Source organism: Aeromonas sp. FDAARGOS 1418 (genome assembly GCF_019048585.1).
In the GTDB taxonomy this organism is placed as follows: domain Bacteria; phylum Pseudomonadota; class Gammaproteobacteria; order Enterobacterales; family Aeromonadaceae; genus Aeromonas; species Aeromonas caviae.
The window spans coordinates 3,528,609-3,547,183 of record NZ_CP077387.1 but is presented as its reverse complement, the minus strand read 5'-3'; the positions used below and the strand labels follow the sequence as shown (position 1 = coordinate 3,547,183).

15 protein-coding genes and 1 riboswitch are annotated in these 18,575 nt (G+C 64.7%); of the genes, 8 read left to right on the top strand and 7 right to left on the bottom strand.

Going from position 1 to position 18,575, the window contains the following annotated elements; genetic code table 11:
- Window positions 1-114 precede the first annotated feature (114 nt).
- The 5 genes from I6L48_RS16395 (at window position 115) to I6L48_RS16375 (ending at window position 6,964) form a co-directional block, all read left to right on the top strand.
- Entirely contained in the window at window positions 115-1,026 is a 912-nt protein-coding gene (locus I6L48_RS16395; protein ID WP_039038966.1) for a DUF808 domain-containing protein, read from the top strand.
- A gap of 169 nt (window positions 1,027-1,195) precedes the next feature.
- Entirely contained in the window at window positions 1,196-2,986 is a 1,791-nt protein-coding gene (locus I6L48_RS16390; protein WP_216987458.1) for a M3 family oligoendopeptidase, read from the top strand.
- Between the two features lie 78 nt (window positions 2,987-3,064).
- Complete coding sequence (locus I6L48_RS16385) at window positions 3,065-4,873, top strand: M3 family oligoendopeptidase (RefSeq protein WP_216987457.1); 1,809 nt, start codon at window positions 3,065-3,067, stop codon at window positions 4,871-4,873.
- Between the two features lie 184 nt (window positions 4,874-5,057).
- On the top strand, window positions 5,058-5,597 hold the full coding sequence (gene ycfP / locus I6L48_RS16380) for an alpha/beta hydrolase YcfP (protein WP_005331594.1): 540 nt from the start codon (window positions 5,058-5,060) through the stop codon (window positions 5,595-5,597).
- Window positions 5,598-5,671: 74 nt separating this feature from the next.
- Window positions 5,672-6,964: an NAD(P)/FAD-dependent oxidoreductase gene (locus I6L48_RS16375; RefSeq protein WP_039038963.1), complete on the top strand. Its 1,293-nt coding sequence runs from the start codon at window positions 5,672-5,674 to the stop codon at window positions 6,962-6,964.
- A gap of 78 nt (window positions 6,965-7,042) precedes the next feature.
- Here I6L48_RS16375 and I6L48_RS16370 read toward each other — a convergent pair whose 3' ends face one another.
- Window positions 7,043-8,233 (bottom strand): OmpP1/FadL family transporter, encoded by a 1,191-nt coding sequence (locus I6L48_RS16370; RefSeq protein ID WP_216987456.1) that lies wholly within the window; start codon window positions 8,231-8,233, stop codon window positions 7,043-7,045.
- A gap of 230 nt (window positions 8,234-8,463) precedes the next feature.
- Here I6L48_RS16370 and I6L48_RS16365 point away from each other — a divergent pair, with 230 nt between their 5' ends.
- Window positions 8,464-8,781 (top strand): heavy metal-binding domain-containing protein, encoded by a 318-nt coding sequence (locus tag I6L48_RS16365; protein WP_010674360.1) that lies wholly within the window; start codon window positions 8,464-8,466, stop codon window positions 8,779-8,781.
- Between the two features lie 481 nt (window positions 8,782-9,262).
- On the opposite strand, the gene I6L48_RS16360 is transcribed toward I6L48_RS16365, so the two are convergent.
- Window positions 9,263-11,533: an LTA synthase family protein gene (locus I6L48_RS16360; RefSeq protein ID WP_216987455.1), complete on the bottom strand. Its 2,271-nt coding sequence runs from the start codon at window positions 11,531-11,533 to the stop codon at window positions 9,263-9,265.
- Window positions 11,534-11,784: 251 nt separating this feature from the next.
- On the opposite strand from I6L48_RS16360, the gene I6L48_RS16355 reads away from it, so the two are divergent.
- Window positions 11,785-12,879, top strand: a complete 1,095-nt coding sequence (locus I6L48_RS16355; RefSeq protein WP_041212861.1) for a hypothetical protein — start codon at window positions 11,785-11,787, stop codon at window positions 12,877-12,879.
- 116 nt (window positions 12,880-12,995) lie between these two features.
- Here the strand turns inward: I6L48_RS16355 and lysC are convergent, their stop codons facing one another.
- Together lysC and argA are read right to left on the bottom strand one after the other, a co-directional pair.
- Window positions 12,996-14,348: a lysine-sensitive aspartokinase 3 gene (gene lysC / locus I6L48_RS16350; RefSeq protein WP_010674363.1), complete on the bottom strand. Its 1,353-nt coding sequence runs from the start codon at window positions 14,346-14,348 to the stop codon at window positions 12,996-12,998.
- Between the two features lie 87 nt (window positions 14,349-14,435).
- Window positions 14,436-14,660, bottom strand: a riboswitch (Lysine riboswitch).
- Between the two features lie 109 nt (window positions 14,661-14,769).
- A complete protein-coding gene (argA, locus tag I6L48_RS16345; protein ID WP_010674364.1) occupies window positions 14,770-16,098 on the bottom strand; it encodes an amino-acid N-acetyltransferase in 1,329 nt (442 codons plus the stop codon).
- A gap of 252 nt (window positions 16,099-16,350) precedes the next feature.
- Here argA and msrA point away from each other — a divergent pair, with 252 nt between their 5' ends.
- A complete protein-coding gene (gene msrA, locus I6L48_RS16340; RefSeq protein ID WP_010674365.1) occupies window positions 16,351-16,983 on the top strand; it encodes a peptide-methionine (S)-S-oxide reductase MsrA in 633 nt (210 codons plus the stop codon).
- A gap of 302 nt (window positions 16,984-17,285) precedes the next feature.
- Here the strand turns inward: msrA and I6L48_RS16335 are convergent, their stop codons facing one another.
- Genes I6L48_RS16335 through I6L48_RS16325 form a run of 3 tightly spaced genes read right to left on the bottom strand, consistent with a single transcriptional unit; the run spans window position 17,286 to window position 18,536 of the window.
- Window positions 17,286-17,621, bottom strand: coding sequence for a DUF3802 family protein (locus I6L48_RS16335; protein WP_010674366.1), 336 nt, complete (start codon window positions 17,619-17,621; stop codon window positions 17,286-17,288).
- Window positions 17,622-17,681: 60 nt separating this feature from the next.
- Window positions 17,682-18,161, bottom strand: coding sequence for a GNAT family N-acetyltransferase (locus tag I6L48_RS16330; RefSeq protein ID WP_029314371.1), 480 nt, complete (start codon window positions 18,159-18,161; stop codon window positions 17,682-17,684).
- 3 nt (window positions 18,162-18,164) lie between these two features.
- Window positions 18,165-18,536 (bottom strand): MmcQ/YjbR family DNA-binding protein, encoded by a 372-nt coding sequence (locus I6L48_RS16325; protein ID WP_039038958.1) that lies wholly within the window; start codon window positions 18,534-18,536, stop codon window positions 18,165-18,167.
- Window positions 18,537-18,575: the final 39 nt, after the last annotated feature.

Genomic DNA, 18,575 nt, shown 5'->3' with positions numbered 1-18,575 from the left:
GCCATCTTTTGCCCCAAAGGGTGATCCCCGGATGGGCCCGTGGTCCCCTGACCCCCTCATCACCCTGACCGGGGCAGCCCGGATGTGTCCCACTCAATAGAAGGAATGCCAGATATGGCCGGAGCCAGTTTGTTGACCCTGCTCGATGATATTGCCAGCGTGCTCGATGATGTCGCCCTGATGACCAAGGTGGCGGCGAAGAAGACGGCTGGGGTGCTGGGGGACGATCTCGCCCTCAATGCAGAACAGGTCTCCGGGGTGCGGGCCGAGCGTGAGCTGCCGGTGGTGTGGGCGGTGGCCAAGGGGTCGTTTCGCAACAAGCTCATCCTGGTGCCTGCCGCCATCGCCATCAGCGCTCTTATCCCCTGGCTCATCACCCCGCTCCTGATGCTGGGGGGGGCCTACCTCTGTTTCGAGGGGGCGGAGAAGCTGGTCCACAAGTTCCTGCCCCACGAGGAGGAGGCGCATCAGGCGGCGCCGGTGCCCGAGGATCTGGCGGCCTATGAGCGCCAGAAGGTGAAGGGGGCCATTCGCACCGATTTCATCCTCTCGGCGGAGATCATCGTCATCGCCCTCGGAACCGTGCAGGGGTCGAGCCTGGGCCTGCAGATCGCCGTGGTAGCGGGCATCGCCCTGCTGATGACCGTCGGGGTCTATGGCCTGGTGGGGCTCATCGTCAAGCTCGACGACATCGGTCTGCACCTGCTGCAAAAGCCCGATGGCGGCGCCGTGCGCCGGGCGGTGGGGCAGGGGCTGCTGGTGACGGCGCCCCGTCTGATGCACCTGCTTGCCCTGGTGGGCACCATCGCCATGTTCATGGTCGGCGGCGGCATTCTGGTCCATGGCTGGCCCTTCCTCCATCATCTCATCGAAGGGACGGCGGGCACGGTGGCCGCCCTGCCCGGGGTCGGCGGGGTACTGGCCGTGGTGACGCCCACCCTGCTGAGCGCTCTGGCAGGCGTGGTGGCAGGGCTGGTGCTGGTGGTGGCCATGACCCTGGTGAGCAAGCTTCAGCCCGCCAAATAGGTCGCTTGTCGGGGGAGGGCCGACAGGGGCCGTCGCACCCGGGGGCGCTCTTCTGCTGGTTGCCTCGAATGGGGGCTAGGCAAGTGCCTGGCCCCCTTCGTACTATCCGGTTTCACCCGCCCGCAGAGGCGGGGTGACCCGATATGGACGCAAACAGACAAGGACAACCATGAAACCACCCGTTTGGCGAGATGATCACATCTATGCCGCCCCCGACGATCCTGCCATCGAGGCCGCCTTCCAGGAGGCTGCCCGCGCCCTTACCCGGCTTGACGCCCTCCTGGCGGACCTGCCGGATCCCGCCCATCCCGTTGCGGATGCCAATGCCCTGCGCCACCTGTTGCGGGCCATCCGCCGCGAGGCCAACGGGGTGAAGACCCTGGCCTGGAACAGCCAGGTCTATGGTTACAACCGGCTGAGCCAGCACGGGCGCGACGAGGAGGCCCGGGTACTGCTCTCCCGGGGCCAGCAGCTGGAGGCGACCCTGGCCCAGCGCAGCAAGCCGGTGGACCTGTTCTGGGTTCGCGCCCCCGAGTCACTGGTGCGCACCCTGCTGCAAGATCCCGAGCTCTTCGAGCTGGCCTACCACATCCATCACGACAGAGCGCTGCAGGATCAGTGGCTTTCGCTCGAGAGCGAGCAGCTCATCGAGGGGTTGGCGGTAGACGGCCTGCAGGGGTGGGGGGATCTCTACGACAACCTGGTGGGGCGGCTGCTGCCGGTGGTGGAGGGGGTGCCCATGGGGCTTGCCCAGGCGGACAACCTGCTCGCCCACCCGGACAGGGCGCGGCGCGCCAGCGCCTGGCACGCCATCCAGGGCGCCTGGGAGGCGGAGCAGGAGACGGTGGCCGCCATTCTCAACGCCATCAACGGCTGGCGCAACGAGCTCGGCCGCCAGCGCGGCAAGGGGCGCAGGCTGGATGCCCTTGAGGTCACCTGCCATCAGGAGCACATCACGGGCGCGACCCTGGAGACCCTGATGGCGGCGGCCGGGGAGCACAGGGAGCTCGGGCGCCGCGCCTTGCGGGCCATGGCCTGTGCCCAGCAGATCACCGACTTCGCCCCCTGGGATCTCTTTGCCCCGGCGCCTCAGGCCGTGCACGGCAAGTTCGGCGTCGAGCAGGCGCTTAATCTGGTGATGGAGGCCTTTGCTGCCTTCGACCCCGAGATGGGGGCGTTTGTCCGCATGATGGCCGACAAGGGGTGGATCGATGCGGCCCCGAGCGAGCACAGGCGAAGCGGCGCCTATTGCACCGAGTATGCCGATCCGCCCGAGCCAAGGGTCTTCCTCACCTTCGAGGGGACCATGGACAACGTCATCACCCTGGCCCATGAGCTCGGCCACGCCTGGCACAGCTGGTTGCTGCGGGATCTTCCCTTCGAACAGCGGGGCTACCCCAAGACGCTGGCGGAGACCGCCTCCCTCTTTGCCGAGATCCTGGTGCGCGATGCCCTGCTGGCCGCCACCGACAAGGTTGAGCAGCGCCGGGCCATCGCCTGGCTGGACGGGGAGCGGGCCGTGAGCCTGCTGCTCGACATCCCCGCCCGCTTTGCCTTCGAGCACGCCCTGGTGACGGCGCGGGAGGCGGGTTACGTGGGGGCGAGCCAGATGCGGGAGATGATGAAATCGGCGCAGCAGCAGTGCTATGGTGACGCCCTCAGCCAGTATGACGAGCTGTTCTGGGCCAGCAAGGGTCACTTCTCCATCGCCGAGTCCGGGTTCTACAACTACCCCTATCTGTTTGGCTATCTCTTCAGCCTGGGGCTCTATGCCCAGCATGCGCGGGCCGGGGGCGAGTTTGTGCCCGCCTATCGCGCCCTGCTGCGAGATACCGGCCGCATGAGCGCCGAGGCGCTGGTGGAGAAGCACCTGGGGGTCGACATCCGCGAACCCGGGTTCTGGCAGGAGAGCCTGCGCTATGTGGAAGAGGCGGTGGTGCGCCTCGAGCGGCTGGTATGATGCCTGCCCGCGAAGGTGGTGGCTCTGGCCACCTGGATTTCACGACGGGCCAGGCCCGTCCCTGACGATGAGCGTTCGATGCAACAACGAGTCTATCCACAGCAGTGGCAAAATGATCACATCTACCCCTCCCTCGACAGCTGTGTCCTCGAGGCGGACATGAGCCTGGCCCGCGCCAGCCTGGCCGAGCTGAGCGGTTTTATCGAGGGACTGGCCCAGGTTCCGCGCACCCCAGGCGCCTTGCAGGACTTCCTCAGGGAGGTACGCCTGCGGGCCCGGCGCATTCGCGACATCGGCTGGAACATCGCCGTGCTGGCCGCCTGCAAGGGGAGCCAGGACGCCCGGGATCCCCTCGCCAAGCAGGTTGCCTCCCGGGCCCGTGCCCTCAATGCGGATCTGTTCAAGACGCTTGCCCCCATCGAAGATCTGATGCTGGGGCTGCCTGCGCCCGAGTTTGAGCAACTGATGGCCGACCCCCTGCTCGGGGAGGAGGAGTACCGGCTGCGCCACGAGCGCCGCCTGCAGGATCAGCGGCTGCCGGTGGAGGCGGAGCAGCTGGTCATCGGCCTTGGCACCGACGGCCTGCACGCCTGGGGCAACCTCTACAACGATCTGGTGGGCAAGATAAGGCTGGTGATCGCGGGTAGCGAGATGGGGCTGGCGGAGGCGAGCAACCTGCTCTCCAGCCCGGATCGGGCCCTGCGCAAAGAGGCCTTCGATGCCATCAGCGCCGGCTGGGAAGGGGAGCAGGAGACGGTGGCGGCCATCCTCAACGCCCTCAACGGCTGGCGCCTGGAGCTCTCGCGCCAGCGCGGCAAACACCGGCGCCTCGATGCCCTGGATCTCTCCTGCCACCAGAGCCACATCGAGCGGGCGACCCTGGATACCCTGATGGCGGAGACCTGGCAGGCCCGCCATCTGGGCCAGCGAGCCCTGGGGCTGATGGCCGGTCACCTCGGCCTCGAGGTGCTGGGGCCGGAGGATCTCTTTGCGCCGCCCCCTGCCGCCAGCCGCCGGGAGATCCCCTTCGAGGAGGCGGTCGACATCATCGCCCAGGCCTTCGCGCGCTTTGACCCCGAGATGGGGGACTTTGCCCGCATGATGGCCGAGCGCGGCTGGATTGATGCCGCCCCCACCCCCAACCGGCGCACCGGGGCCTATTGCACCAAGTTTGCCGAGCCGGTGGAGCCGCGGGTCTTCATCACCTATGCGGGCACCATGGACAACGTCATCACGCTGGCCCACGAGCTCGGTCACGCCTGGCACAACTGGCTCATCCGCGACTTGCCCATGAGCCAGCGCAGCTACCCCATGACGCTCGCGGAGACCGCCTCCATCTTCGCCGAGACCCTGGTGCGCAGCGCCCTCTACGAGCAGGCCCGAAGCGCCGAGGAGCGTCTGGCCATCGCCTGGGCGGATGCCGATGGCGCCGCCACCTTCCTGGTCAACATCCCGGCCCGTTTCGACTTCGAGCGGGCCCTGGTGGCCGAGCGCGAGCAGGGCTATGTGTTGTCGGCCCGGCTCAAGGGGCTCACCGACGAGGCCTGGGGGCGCTGGTACGAGCAGAGCCTCGACCGTTATCACCCCCTGTTCTGGGCCGCCAAGGCGCACTTCTCCATCGCGGGCTTCGGTTTTTACAACTACCCCTACCTCTTTGGCTATCTGTTCAGCCTCGGGGTCTATCAGCAGCTGATGAGCCGCCAGGCCGCAGGGGAGGCGGGGGTGGCGAAGGCCTACCGCGCCCTGCTGCGAGACACAGGTCGCATGAGCGCCGAAGAACTGGTCGAACGGCATTTGGGGCAGGACATTCGAAAACCCGCCTTCTGGCAGGGGAGCCTGGCCCTGGTGGAAGCGGCGGTGGCGCGCTTCGCCCAGTGCGGCAGTTAACCTCGCCAGACCCGGTTTGCGCCATGTCCCGCCGGGGCATGGCGCTGCCACAGCGGCCCCGGCGCGCTGTTTGGTGGCCCGAAGGGGCGTGATCCAAAGCAAGAAAGTGGGATGTTTTGGTGGCGCAAGGCCCTGTCGCTGGGGTAGTTTCGATAGAACCGACACAGTTTTTGAGGTCTTGTCCATGATCATCTATCTGCATGGCTTTGATGCCACCAGCCCCGGCAATCATGAAAAAGTGCTGCAGTTGCAGTTTATCGATGATGATGTGCGTTTCGTGCACTACAGCACGGTTCACCCCCGCCACGACATGAGCCATCTGCTCAAGGAAGTGAAGAAGCAGCTCGACATGAGCACCGATCCCAAACCCCTCATCTGCGGCGTGGGCCTGGGTGGCTACTGGAGCGAGCGGATCGGGTTTCTGTGCGGCATCAAGCAGGTGGTCTTCAACCCCAATCTGCACCCGGAAGAGAACATGCAGGGCAAGATCGACAGGCCGGAGGAGTACGAGGACATCGGCACCAAGTGTGTAACCGAATTTCGTAATAAAAATTCAGGAAACTGCCTGTGCATCCTTTCCGTTCAGGATGAAATCCGCGATAATCGGGACACTGAACGTGAATTGAAGAACTATTACGACATCGTATGGGATGAGCGCGAGACCCATAAGTTCAAGAACATCTCGCACCATCTGCAACGGATGAAGGCCTTCAAAGAAGCCTGAGCCATCACGTCAACCGATTTCGTTTTAGGGAGCCAATGGCTCCCTTTCGTTTTGAGGAACCAAGGAAAATCATCATGATGAATATTGTCGTTGTAGGCGGTGGCGCCGGTGGTCTCGAGCTTGCGACCAGCCTGGGCCGCAAGCTGGGCAAGAAGAACAAGGCCAGGATCACCCTGGTGGATCGCAATCGCACCCACCTGTGGAAACCCCTGCTGCACGAAGTGGCCACCGGCTCCATGGATGCGGGCATCGACGCCCTGAGCTACCAGTCCCACGCCAAGAACCACGGCTTTGAATTCCAGCTCGGCAGCCTGACCGACATCAAGCGCGACGAGAAACGCATCGTGCTGGCGCCGATCCACGACGAGAGCGGCGCCCTGGTGGTCAACGAGCGGGAAGTGGCTTACGACATCCTGGTGATGGCCATCGGCTCCGTCTCCAACGACTTCAACACCAAGGGCATCAAGGATCACTGCATCTTCCTGGACAGCCCCTCCCAGGCGCACCGCTTCTACAACAGCATGATGAACCGCTTCCTGCAGTTCGCCACCGAATACCAGCCCGGTGACAAGGTGAAGATCGCCATCGTCGGCGGCGGCGCCACCGGCGTCGAACTCTCTGCCGAGCTCTACAACGCGGTGGAGCAGCTCTACGCCTACGGCTTCAAGAACCTCACCACCGACAGTCTCAAGGTGACCCTGGTGGAAGCGGGCCCCCGCATCCTGCCGGCCCTGCCGGAGCGCATCAGCGGCTCCGCCCATCAGGAGCTGGTGAAGCTGGGCGTGGACGTGCGCACCGCCACCATGATCACCGAAGCGACCAGCGATGGTCTGCACACCAAGGATGGGGAGCTGATTGAAGCAGACCTCATGGTGTGGGCCGCGGGCATCAAGGCGCCGGACTTCATGAAGGAGATCGCGGGCCTGGAAACCAACCGCATCAACCAGCTGGTGGTCCACGAGACCCTGCAGACTACCCGGGACGAGAACATCTTCGTCATCGGCGACTGCGCCGCTTGCCCGCAGCCGGACGGCAAGTTCGTGCCGCCCCGCGCCCAGTCCGCCCACCAGATGGCGACCCAGGCGTTCAAGAACATCCTGGCCAAGATGAACGGCGGCGAGATGAAGCCCTACCGCTATCACGATCATGGCTCCCTGGTCTCCTTGAGCCGCTTCTCCACCGTGGGCAGCCTGATGGGTAACCTGATGCGCGGCTCCATGATGGTAGAAGGCTACATCGCGCGCATCGTCTACATCTCCCTCTACCGGATGCACCAGGTCGCCCTGCACGGCTACATCAAGACCGGCCTCATCATGCTGGTGGGCCGCATCAACCGGGTGCTGCGCCCGAGCATGAAGCTGCACTGAGTGCATGGCGGCTGCCGCTGCGAACATCAAAAAGGAGAGGCTTGCCTCTCCTTTTTTTATGGCCGACGCGGGCCGACGCTAGAAACGTCTGCCGTAGTTGAGGGCGAAGAAGTAGAGGGCCGGGGTGGGGTAGCGGCCCGAGAGATCCCGCTCATCGACGCTGGCGCTCTCCATGTGGATGTACTCAAACCCGGCTCCCAGGGTCTCCTGAGGGGTGAGCGCATAGGTGACACCGGTGCCGAGCCGCAACGCGCTGCCGCTTGGCGCCGTGAGGGAGGTGTGATCTTGATCCCGGTAGGCACTGGTGTCGTACGCTACGCCGCCATTGAGGGTCCATTGGGGCGTCAGCGCGTGCTGGAGCCCGAGCGCCAGGTGGTAACTGCCCTGATAGAGCCCCTTCTGCGGGGCGGTGCGGTCAAAGATGGTGACTTCGTTGTCGTTGTAGCGGCTCCAGTCCTGCCAGCCCAGATTGCCCATGATGGCCCAGTCGTGGGCCAGAGTATGAAAGGCGCTCACCATCAGCTGCTGGGGGCTGTTGACCATGCCGGACAGGGGCAGGGTGGCGCTGATGCCGGGCAGGTTGGGGCGCGAGAAGGTGATGGTGCGGTCGATGGCGAAGTGGTAGGTCACCTCGCTGGCATAGCCGAGCCCGAATCGGGTCTCTGGATTGCGCTCATAGAGGAGCCCCAGCTTGGCATTGAGGGCCCAGTCTCCGTCGTCCTGCTTCTGCTCCCCGCCACTGCCCTCCCGGGTGAGGGAGAACAGGCCGTAGTTGATGCCGACCCCGGCCCCGAGCGACCAGTGCTCGTCGAGGCGATAGGCGATGGATGGTTGCAGGGTGAGGCCGATCAGGGTGGCCTTCTTGATGAGCTGCTTGCCAGCCCAGTCGCCAAAATCGAGCCCCAGCCCGAAGTTGCCATAGAGCGCCAGGCCCGCCGACCAGCGATCATCGAGCTGCTGGCTGTAGTAGGCGGAGGCCGCGGGGAACCAGCCGACGACGGTATCGACATCCCCCTTCGCGGGATCGTCCAGATCGTAGGGCAGGTCCCCGTAGAGCAGTTGCCCGCCGAGGGTGAGGTGGCGCCCCTCCAGCCGGGTCAGGCCGGCGGGGTTCACCAGTTGCACGGTGGCATCCTGGGCCCTGGCGGCCATGCCGGCGGCGGCCAGGCCGAGATCATTGGTGCCGGTTTCGTACAGGTAGAGACCGGCCCCCTCGGCGGGGGCGTTCAACATGGCGGTCAGGGGCAACAGCAGCAGTGTCCGTTTCATCAAGGTCCCTCTTTCATCGTGGCTGAGAAGCCCTCTCCCCAGCGTCGGTGCCCATCCTTGCATTCCCGGGGAAAGTGGCACGACACAGGCAGTATAGATGGCACCTTGATGAGCGTGGCGGGCACGATGCACGGGGCGCCCCGCCACGCCGGGCTTATGCTTTGGCCAACACCTTGCTACCATGACGGCAACGGTGCTTCGCGCACCCAGCTCAACTCACAGGAGACCTCATGATCCTCTCAACCACCCCCACCCTGGAAGGCAAGACCATTCGCGAGTACCGCGGCATTGTCGTGGGCGAAGCCATCCTCGGCGCCAACATCTTCAAGGATCTGTTCGCCGGCATCCGCGACATCATCGGCGGTCGCTCCGGCGCCTACGAAAAAGAGCTGGCCCGGGCCCGGGAGATCGCCTTCGAGGAGCTCAAGGAGCGTGCCCAGGCGCTGGGGGCCAACGCCGTGGTGGGCATCGACATCGACTACGAGGTGGTGGGCCAGAACGGCAGCATGCTGATGGTCAGCATCAGCGGCACCGCCGTGGTGATCTAGCCCGCCAGCGTCCGGCCCTGCATGGCCAAACGCCCCGTCACAAGCCGACCCCTAGGTCGGCTTTTTGTTGGGTGTGGCGCGCAAAGGTGGGTGCAAGTGAGTGGGGCTCAAGGCCTGAACGTATCGAATGCCCCGATGGTTCTGGGCTGGTCGGGAATGAGAGAAAAAGCGGCCCGGCCCGGAGAAGGTGCGGGAACATGGGGGGGGGCACAGGGCCTGAAGGTCGGCAAAGTTGTTCAATTTTACTATTCGATAATGAGTTATCGTTTGATATGTCTAAACAAAAAATGACCTGTCATGGGTCGTAGAGCCCAGGTTGGGACGAACATGGCGAGGTGCAGGCGGCACTGTTCTCGCATCCCGCCCATAAAAAGAGGCCGCCCGGGCGACCTCTTTGTCGTCTGCTAGTTCGCTGCGGATCAGGGCAGGGCATCGGGCCGGAAGGTGTTGCAAGGATCTGTGTCCCTCGTGTCTCAATCGATCAGGGCAATGCATCGGGCCGGAAGCTGGCGCGGATCTGCGGCACCAGGGGAGAGGGGTCGAAGCCTTTCTCCTCCCCGAGAACCGGGTGGAGCAGGGGTTGGTCACGGATGGGGGTGAGGTCCCCCGCCAGCAGTTGCCTTGTGGCCTGGCCCATCTGGTAGAGCTGGCGCACCGGGTCGAACTGGCGGGCGAGATCCAGCCCGTCCCCGGCCCGGGTGAAGGCCATCATGGGGATCTGGTAGCTGGCATCCCGTGGCGGTTTGGCGCCGTGGATGCCCTTGCCGGCCGACATCAGGAAGGGCTGGTGGTCCCCGAAGGCCACCACCAGGTAGCGCTTGCCGGAGTTGTCCAGGGTCTTGAGCAGCCGCTCCAGGGAGGCCATGGCATCCACCACCCCGGTGTAGTAGGTGTTGAGCAACTGGGTATCCGCCGGGCTCTGATCCGGGCAGGCGCCGCTGCGCTGCTGGGCCCGGTAGCGATCCCCGTCGAAGGGGCCGTGCCCCTGCATGGTGACCGCGTAGGCGAACAGGGGCTGATCGTCCTGGTTGCTGCGTTTGAGCAGGTGATCGATGAGGGCATCGTCGGAGATGTAGAGCCCCTTGTGCTCGAGGGCGGTGAAGCGGGTATCGAACCAGCGCTCCTGGTAGCCGAGGGCCGGGATCGCCTTGGCGCGGCCCCAGAACTTCTCCACATAGGGGTGGGCGAACAGGGTCTGGTAGCCGCTCTGGGCTGCGCTGCGCGCAAGGCCGGGCACCTTGTCCGAGAGGTAGTAGTAGGGCACCACCCCCTGTTTGAGCAGGCCCACCGGCAGGCCGGTGTTCATCTCGAACTCCGCCAGTACCGTCATGCCCCCCGTGGTGGGGGAGTGGATGGTCTTGCGCCATTGGGCCACGCTGGCGGGCAGGCTCAAGGTGGGGGCGGGGGCGCAGAGACGGCCCTGCCAGTCAAGCCAGAGTGACTCGTATTGCAGCACGATCACCAGATCGAAGCGGGGAGCCCTGGGCTGGGCGGGCAGGCTCAGCTCCGGGGTGCGCTCGTTGATCTGCAAGGGGTAGCGAAACACGTTGCCGCTTTGCAGCATCTCGTCCACCAGGTTGAACAGGTAGAGGCCGGGGCCGGCGCGGATGATGTCCCTGTGGTAGTTCACCGCCCTGTCCACGTAGCGGATGTTGGCCCCGAGCAGCTTGTTGCCGGTCTGGGTGGCGAACACGCAGAGGGCGAAGAAGGCGGCGGTGGCGGCGGCGGTGCGCAGCAAGCCCCGCAGGATCCAGCGAGAGAGGGCGAAGCGCCACACCAGAAAGAGGAGCCCCAGCACGACGAGCACCGGCACCACAGGGTGCTGATCGAGCAGGATGTGCAGCAGGGCCAGCAGGTTGCCCAGATCGTCCCCCCCCAGCGGCACCCCGTAGATGGCGATCTTCATGAAGTTGGCGAGTAGCCCGATGCCCGAGAGGGCGGTGAAGAGCAGCCCCATATAGAGGCTGAAGCCCGCGAGGGCGCAGAGGCTCCAGCCCAGCACCATGCTGCCCCAGGCGAGGTAGTAGTGCTCTGGCCGAAAGCCCGACCAGAACAGGAATTCCCCCAGCTTGAACACCACGAAGCCGTGGAGCAGCACGAAGGTGAGGTTGCCAAGCAGCAGGCTGCCTGCCACCCGGGCGCGGTAGCTTCGGCGCAGCCGCGGCAGCAGGGCCTTGAGCACGGCGGCGCTCACCAGCAGCACCAGCAGCAGGCTGGTCATCAGGTAGAGGAGGTTGAAACCGCGCTCCGGCAGGGTCTGGAGGATCTGGCTGTATTCGACGCTCTCCGGCCTGTCTGCCAGCAGCAGCCCGATGCGCAGCTGGTAGCGGCTGTCCAGGGCGTCGTCGGGGGCGCGCAGGGCGCTGTTGAGGCTCAGGGTGCAGCGCTCCTTGCGGCACTTCTGGCGCTTGTCCACCGCCTGGCTCAGCTGATCGATGCGTACCCCTTTGTCGTTGAGCAGCTCCACCCGTACCTTGTCCCCCTCCTGCAGGGGTTTGAGCAGTTGCCACTGGCTGCGCACCACCAGATAGAAGCCCCGGTTGTCACTTTTGTAGAGCAGGCTGTAGCGATTGAGGGTCGCGATGGGCTGATCCGCCGGGCCCAGAATGAGGGGGGCGGCACGCCCGAGCCAGCTGACGGGGTTGAGCAGCGGCAGGGCGAGGGTCAGCAGCAGCAGGGCGGTCAGCAGACCCAGCAACAGCCCGGCCAGGGGCTGGGAGGCGGGGCGGTGGCCGGTGACGGGGGCATTCATAAGGGCTCATCCTTGGAGCGGTCATGGCAGCGACGACTGCCTCTATTTTGACCCGATGGTGCGTGGCTTGTTCCTTGATGTCAATTTAATGACAACAAGATGAATATTCCGTGATGAGCACAGTGAAGCAATTTGTGATCCCGATCCGCCAGGGGCACTCATTCTGTGATGAAAGCGTCATCATGAGCCTTTGCTGCTGGTCTGGGAGGGGGGCGCTGTTTAGTCTCTCAGTAACGGTTGGAGGTACATGTATGAATCCCAAAGTTGCGGCGCGTCAGGCCAGATTGCTCCAGATGCTGGAGAGCAAAGAAGAGATCCGGATCGGGCGGGAGCGGGACTGCCCCCTGCCGCTGCCCCAGCTCGTCCGGCTGACCGAGGATCACCCGGACGTCGTCAAGGTCTACGGTCACGGGCTCACCGCCGAGGTGTTCCATCTCAAGGTGGAGGGGCACCACTGGTGCCTGAAACGCTGCCGCCAGGACTCTCTGGTGGCCAATGTGGACGGCAAGACCGCCTTTCTCACCGAGCTGGAGCGGCGTCGGGAGATAGAGAGCCTGCGGGAGCTGCACCCCACCATCCTCTCCAACGTGGTCTGCACCAGTTTCGGCTCCGCCCGGGCCGGGGTGCTGGTCTCCCCCTGGCTGCGGGGGGAGCCGGTGCGCACGCTCTGCGAGCGCAACCTGGCGCAGATGCTGGCGGTGGAGGCGGAGCTGGCCCGCTGGGGCTGGTTTGACTGGGATCCGAGCCCGGGCAACCTGCTGGATGACGGCCAGCATATCTCGGTGTTCGATTTTGGCTACATGTGGCCCTTCGATCCCCTGCACGAGTTCAATTCCAACGGCCTCACCGATCCCGACTTCCACGTGCCTGAGCGGCTGGAAACCCGCACCCTCTCCGGGCTCTGGCTGGACGAGGCGGATCCCTTGCCGCTGTTTCGCCGCTGGCGCGAGCTCTGCCTCGCCTGGGCCAGGGGAGAGCTGCAATACCTGTCGCGGGAGGGGGCGAGCGCCCCCGTGCTGGCGCGGATGCAGGGACTGGTGGGGGAGTGGAGTGCGGCGCTGGCAAGCGACGAGGCGCTGGCGGCCAACTGGTGGCGCGACATGTACCGCAGCCATCGGCTCGACATCCTGGACGACCTCAGCGGCAAGAGCTGCGGCCCGCTCACCCTGCGCCGCCTCGACTGGCTGGAGCAGGCGGTACAGGAGCACTTCCCGGCCCTGGTGGACAATCTGGCCCCTGACGAAGCGGGGCTCGGTCAGGCCGGGTTGCTGCAACGGCTGGGAGGGCTGCGCGAGCAGATCCGGGCCAATCTGCTGCCCACCCGGGCTACCCTGGTCACCAGCTGATGGTGGAAGAAGAGTGACAAGAGGGGCGCCGCGGCGCCCCTCTTTGCTGAGTGGGGAAGGCCGCCCCGGGTGTGATGGGGCGGAGGAGGCTCGTTGTGTGCCAGCGCTGGGGCGACTCAGTCGAGCAGTTCCCGGTGCAGGCAGTTGACGATGTGGCCCGCCTCGTCCTCTTTGACCAGGAAGCAGAGGTTGTGGGCGCTGGCGCCGTAGCAGATCATCCGGATGTTGTGCTCGCGGATGGCGTCGAACACCTGGCTGCCCACCCCGGCCGCCTCGCTCATGCGGTTGCCGATGAGCGCCACCAGGGCGAAGCCGGTCTCCACTTCCACCTTGCACAGCTGGCCGAGCTCCGCCAGCACCTTGTCGTTCAGGATGGGTTCGCCGTTGCTCTGGCTGCCGGTGTGATCCAGGGTCAGGGAGACGCTCACCTCGGAGGTGGTGATGAGATCCACCGAGATGCGGTGACGGGCCAGGATGCCGAACACCTCGGCCAGGAAGCCGTAGGCGTGGAACATGTTGAGGCTGTGCAGGGTCACCAGCACCTGCTGGCGGCGCAGGGCCACGGCCCGGAACAGCGGGTTGCTGCGGGTGGTGGCGCGGATCCAGGTGCCACCGGCGGCGGGGTCCTTGGCGGAGCCCACGAACACCGGGATGTCCTGGCGCAGCGCGGGTTGCAGGGTGGCCGGGTGCAGCACCTTGGCGCCGAAGGTGGCCATCTCCGCCGCCTCCACGAAGCTGATTTCGGGGATGGGGCGGGCGCGGGTAACCAGGCGGGGATCCGTGGTGTAGATGCCGGGCACGTCGGTCCAGATCTCGATACTGCCTGCGTCCAGTGCCTCGGCCAGGAGGGCCGCGCTGTAGTCGGAGCCGCCACGGCCGAGGGTGGTGGTGCGACCATCGCCGTCGGCACCGATGAAGCCCTGGGTGATGACCAGGCTGTCACCCAGCAACGGGCCCACCGCCTGCTGGCAGAGGGCGCGGGTCGCCGCGAGATCCACGGTGGCCTTGCCAAAGCGGCTGTCGGTGCGCAGCAGTTGGCGCGCATCCTGCCACTGGGCCTTGACCCCGCGCTGGTGCAGGAGTTCGGTGAAGAGACGGGTGGACATCAGCTCGCCGCAGGCGATGAGGCGATCGGCGAGTTCGGCGTCGGTGTGCTGACTGGCCTGACGGGCCATGGTGCGAATGTCGCCGAGCTGGGCATGGATGAGGGCGCTCACGTCGCTCGGGTTGCCAAGGGCGGCCAGAATGGCCAGCTGGATGTCGGCAAGCCTGGCAAGCTGGGCATCCTGTCCGGCTTCGTCCAGTTCACCCTGAGCCAGGCTCACCAGCAGGTTGGTGACGCCGGCGCTGGCGCTCAGCACCACCACCCGGGTCGCCGGATTGGCCAGCACCACGTCGGCGCAGTGGTTCATGGCCGCGGCATTGGCGACGCTGGTTCCGCCAAACTTGGCGACATTGATCGGGTTCATTGCATACTCCTGTCTCAAGGTGAAAATCCGGTTTCATCGGGCAAATAGAGAGGAGGAGGCAAAAAATGGCAGGAAAACGCGAGGATCCCGGCCAGAAGCACTCCACCTGCAGAGCCCATCCCGTACCCGCCCTAAGTGGGGCGCGGTGTGGGATGACCACTACCGATGACAACCCGGGGGATTCAGCCCCCGCAGCCGACGTGGCGGTGTCCAGTCACTCGCCTCGTCTCGGCGCTGCTCCCCCTGACCCAAGTTCACCGGACACTGGTGTCCTCCCCTGGGCTGCCTGGGCAGCGCTCCTCTTCTGGTGCCACCTGTGACAGGTGGCGTGCATGTACAAATACCTTGGTCTGGATTGCACTGTCAATCGAGTTCGTAAAAAAGAACAAAATTGACGGTAACCAGGCACAAGATCAATCAGTTACGAAATGGTCTTGGACAAAACCTTGGAGCGACGCTGCCAGTTGTAGAAGCGCTGGCGCTCCACCGGCAGATCTTCGACTTCCAGGGGATCGAAGCCCCGCTCCCGGAACCAGTGGATGGAGCGGGTGGTGAGCACGAACAGGCGACGGATGCCGAGCCGCCTGGCCCGTTCGGCCACCTTGGCGATCAGGGTGTCTCCCCGGTTGGAGTTGCGATACTCCGGGTGGATGGCGACGCAGGCCATCTCGGCCATGGCTTCTTCCATGAAGCAATAGAGCGCGGCGCAGCCGATGATGAGGCCGTCCCGCTCGATGATGGTGAACTTGTCTATCTCCATCTCCAGCTGCTCCCGGGAGCGGCGCACCAGGATCCCTTCCTCTTCCAGCGGACGGATGAGATCCAGGATGCCGCCGATGTCCTCAATGGTGGCGGCCCGGGCCCGCTCGGCGCTTTCGCGCACGATCTGGGTACCCAGCCCCTCGCGGCTGAACAGCTCCTGCAGCATGGCGCCGTCGTCCTGATAGCTCACCAGGTGGGAGCGGGGTACGCCACCCCGGCAGGAGGCGATGGCCGCGCGCAGGTAGCGGGCGGTGCCTGACATCTCTTCCCCCGCCTGCTCCAGCGCCACCAGCAGCTCTTCGGCCTGCTCGGGGAAGAGCTCGGAGATGGCCTCCCCGTGCCTGTCCATTACCCCCTGGGTGCTGCTGAAGCAGATGAGCTTGTCGGCTTTGAGATCCACCGCCACCCGGCGGGCTACCTCTTCCGAGCTCAGGTTGAAGCTCTCGCCGGTGACCGAGCAGCCAATGGGGGAGATGAGCACCAGGCCGTGCTGATCCAGCTGGCGGGTGATCCCCTCCACATCGATGCGACGCACCCGGCCGCTGTGGCAGAAGTCGATGCCGTCATCCACACCCAGCGGCTGGGCGGTGACGAAGTTGCCGCTCACCACGCTGATGCGGGCCCCCTGCATGGGTGTGTTGGCGAGCCCCATGGAGAGCTGGGCGGTGATGTCGTATTGCAGACCGCCGCACACCTGCTTGATGATGGCGAAACTGGCATCGTCGGTGACCCGGATCCGCTTGTGATACTGGGCCTGGATGCCGGCGCGGGCCAGGGCCTCGTCATTTTGCGGACGCGAACCAAACACCAGTACCAGGCGGATCCCCAAGGTCTGCAGCAGGGCGATGTCGCTGACGATGTTGGCGAAATTGGGGTGACAAATGGCTTCCCCGCCGATCATCAGGACGAAGGTGGCACCCCGGTGCACATTGACATAAGGGGTGGATTGCCGAAAGGCATGGACCAAGCTGGGTTCGCGTTCACGCACGTGTTTCATTCCATAAAAAAGCAGCAATTTGCCCAATATATGAAAATAAATTCACAAATCAAGACTAAATATCGACTTGGTGTTTTTTTGTCGCCATTTTGACCAGTGCGGGCGGGGAGGGGAAGACGCAGGCGAGGGCGGGAGGGTCGCCCCGGGGGCCGCTCCCTGGTTGATCCGGGCTAATAACCTGATATCTTCGGTGTTCCTTTTCGTCAGCCGCATTGCGCGGGGTTTTATACAAGGACAGGGCATATGGAGCAGATTATTTCACCGGCAGAGGCGCTGCCGGGACGGCGGGAAGCGCTGGAGATTGGCCAGGTGCACGCAGTAAACGGCCACCCGACCCAGGGGCCCTGGCCCGAGGGGATGGAGCTTGCCTGGTTCGGCATGGGCTGTTTCTGGGGTGTGGAGCGTCTGTTCTGGCAGCAGCCCGGGGTCTATTCCACCGCCGCCGGGTATCAGGGGGGGCTGACCCCCAATCCCACCTACAAGGAGGTGTGCAGCGGCCTGACCGGCCACGCCGAGACGGTGCAGGTGGTGTTCGATCCCAAGGTCATCAGCTATGGGGATCTCGTGAAGCTGTTCTGGGAACACCATGATCCGGCCCAGGGGATGCGCCAGGGTGGCGACATCGGCACCCAGTATCGCTCCGTCATCTTCGTCGGGGACGACACCCAGGAGGCGATTGCCCAGCAGAGCCTGGCCGCCTACCAGCAGGCCATGACGGCGAGCGGTGACGGGCGCACCATCACCACCCGCATCCTGCCGCTGGCCCCCTTCTATTACGCCGAGGATTATCACCAGCAATATCTGGAGAAGAATCCCGAGGGGTATTGCGGCCTGGGGGGCATCGGCGTCTGCCTGCCTCCCAGCCTGAATCGCTGAGGCGTCATTGCATACCACGGGGGCCATCAGGCCCCCGTGTCATTGTGATGAAAAATAATTGAAAAAAATGCGTCAGGTGGGGAACTAAACTGAACCCTGGCTGACCAACAGGGTAGCGACCACGGATGGTTGCCAAGACCAGACACATTTTTTTGCCCCGAAATTCATTACTCTGACAAGCGCGATGAATTGACAATGCTAGCAAGCAGGGCTGCCCGATGAGGCGGCCCTTTTCATTGGGCGTCCCGCCTCACTCCTCGCCTCATTGCATCTCGTCCCCTTGCCGTCACGGCAGGGGGGGGTCAGCTGATGGTGCTGTCGAACAGGTTCTTGATGAGGTCGATGAACTCGATGAGGAAGGCTTGCTGGGCTTCGCTGGGGGCGGACAACCAGACGGCGGAGAGCACCTCTTCCAGGTCGGCGACCACGGCATCGGCCTCCTGCATGATCAGGAAGCGCACCTTGGGGTCGAGCTGGGGGTTCTGCTCGCAGATGGCCATCAGGTTGTCGGCCACCCGGCTGCTCACCAGATCCTCGATGGTCTGGGCGCCGCCGCCTTGTTGCTGGCTCTCGAACAGACCCAGACTCTCTACCAGATACTCGATCAGCGCAATGTAACCGTCGCTCTCTACCACCATGATGGCTGCCCTTTCTTCATTGCCTTGGGGAAATGGTGCGTATTTTAGTGGCTGAACCCGTCATGGCAAGCGGCAGTGGAGCCGATGGCGGATAAATTGGACACCGCCGCGCTCCACCGTCTCCAATCCGGTCAGCAGGAAGCCGTGACGCAGGAAGAGAGCGAGGCTGAAGGCGCTCGCCTCCGTGGTGAGGCTGCCAAGTCCCATCTGGCTGGCGGCTGCCAGCACCCGCTCCAGCAGCAGGGTGCCGAGCCCCTGGCGCGGATGATCCGCGCTCACGTAGAGCAGGCTGAGATGACCGTCATCGCTCAGGGTGGCAAAGCCAAGGGGCACATCGTCTTGCTCGATGACCCAGCCATGGTGCTCGCGCAACTGGCTGGCAAGCCCCGGGTGATGGGCGCCCCTGGCCCACTGCTCCACCTGCTCCGGGCTATAGTGTGCAGGCCCCAGGCGGCGTACCGACTGCTCGAACAGATCCAAAAGCCTTGGTATGTGCGCCTCCTCGAGGGGGACGATGCGAGGAGAAGAAAGAGACGGCATGGATCAACCCTCCCTGATGGTCGCGCGGGGGGCCTGGGGCCGCTTCGCCCTGGGCAGACCCGCCACCACCCGCTCATAGGAGTGGACTATCCAGCCCTGCCAGAGATCGTCAGACAGGCCTTCACTCAGGGTCACCGTGTTCCAGTGCTGCTTGTTCATGTGCCAGCCCGGTTTCACCTCGGGGTGGATCTCCCGCAGCAGCAGGGCGAGCTCGGGTTCGCACTTCAGGTTGATGGAGAGGGGCTCCGCCTGCCAGTCCACCAGGGCAAACATCTTGCCGGCGATGCGGTAGACCAGGATCTCCGGGCCGAAGGGGGTGTCCTCGGTGGCGCCGGGCTGGCTGAGCAAAAATTCACGCAATTGAACGAGGGTCATGGGGACTCCAGGCTGGTCCGATCATGGTGGAAGCATGTT